Origin of the sequence: Actinoplanes sp. NPDC048791, assembly GCF_040650095.1 — a bacterium.
Lineage (GTDB): Bacteria > Actinomycetota > Actinomycetes > Mycobacteriales > Micromonosporaceae > Actinoplanes.
Genome location: NZ_JBEZGQ010001743.1, coordinates 1 through 1041, shown reverse-complemented (window position 1 = coordinate 1041; position 1041 = coordinate 1). Strand labels below are relative to the sequence as shown.

Sequence of the window (1041 nt, the reverse complement as noted above, 5' to 3'; positions counted from 1 at the left end):
GCTCCCCGGCTCGATCGCGCTCACGGCAACCACGGTGACCCGGGCCGGGCTGCGGGCACTCAAGGTCGACGCTCAGCCACTCGTGGCCGACCCGCCGCACCGCACCTTCCACGGCATCCGCGAGCTGCTCGCCCACGCCGCCCTGGCCGGCCGGGTCCGCGACCGGGCGGGTGCGGTGTTCGCCCGGCTCGCCGACGCGGAGGCGCGGGTGCACGGCGTACCGGTCGACGACGTGCACTTCCACGAGGTCGGCGCGCTGGACTCCATCGCGGACGTGGTCGGGGTCTGCGCCGCCCTGGAGGAGCTCGACGTCGGCACCGTGTCTGCGGGTGAGGTGGCGGTGGGCTCCGGGCGGACGCGGTCCGGCCACGGCGACCTGCCCGTACCCGTACCGGCTGTGGCGCAGCTGGCCCGCGGCTGGCGGGTCCGGGCCGGTGGCACCGGCGAGCTGGCCACCCCGACCGGGATGGCGGCGATCCGGGCCCTCGCGACCTCCTGCGAGGACCTGCCGGCCATGGCGGTCGAGGAGGTCGGGTCCGGCGCCGGGGGCCGGGACACCCCGGGGCGGGCGAACGTGGTCCGGGTGTTGGTGGGCGTGCTGACGGCCGCGGAGCCCGCCGAGTCGATGATGATGCTGGAGACCAACGTCGACGACCTCGACCCGCGGCTGTGGCCGGGAGTGCTGGCCGGACTGCTGGCCGACGGGGCCGCCGACGCGTGGCTCGTACCGATCGTCATGAAGAAAGGCCGTCCCGCGCACACGTTGAGCGTGCTGTGCCGGCCGCAACGCGCCGGTGTGCTGCGTGAACGGATGCTCCGCGACACGAGCACGCTGGGTGTCCGCGAACAGGTGCTGCACCGGTACGCCGTACCGCGGACCTTCGTGGACATCGAGCTGGACGGCGGCACGATCGCGGTCAAGGTGGCGCACCGGGACGGCGTCATCACGCAGGTCATGCCCGAGTTCGACGACGTCGCCGCGGCGGCCCGCCGGCTGGAGCGCCCCGAGCGGCTGGTGCTGCAGCAGGCCGCCGCCGCGGC

General features: G+C 75.3%; 1 protein-coding gene. It reads left to right on the top strand.

Annotated elements, in window-relative coordinates:
* A partial coding sequence (gene larC, locus AB0C29_RS50110; protein WP_360835673.1) for a nickel pincer cofactor biosynthesis protein LarC occupies positions 1-1041 on the top strand: 1041 nt, incomplete at both ends.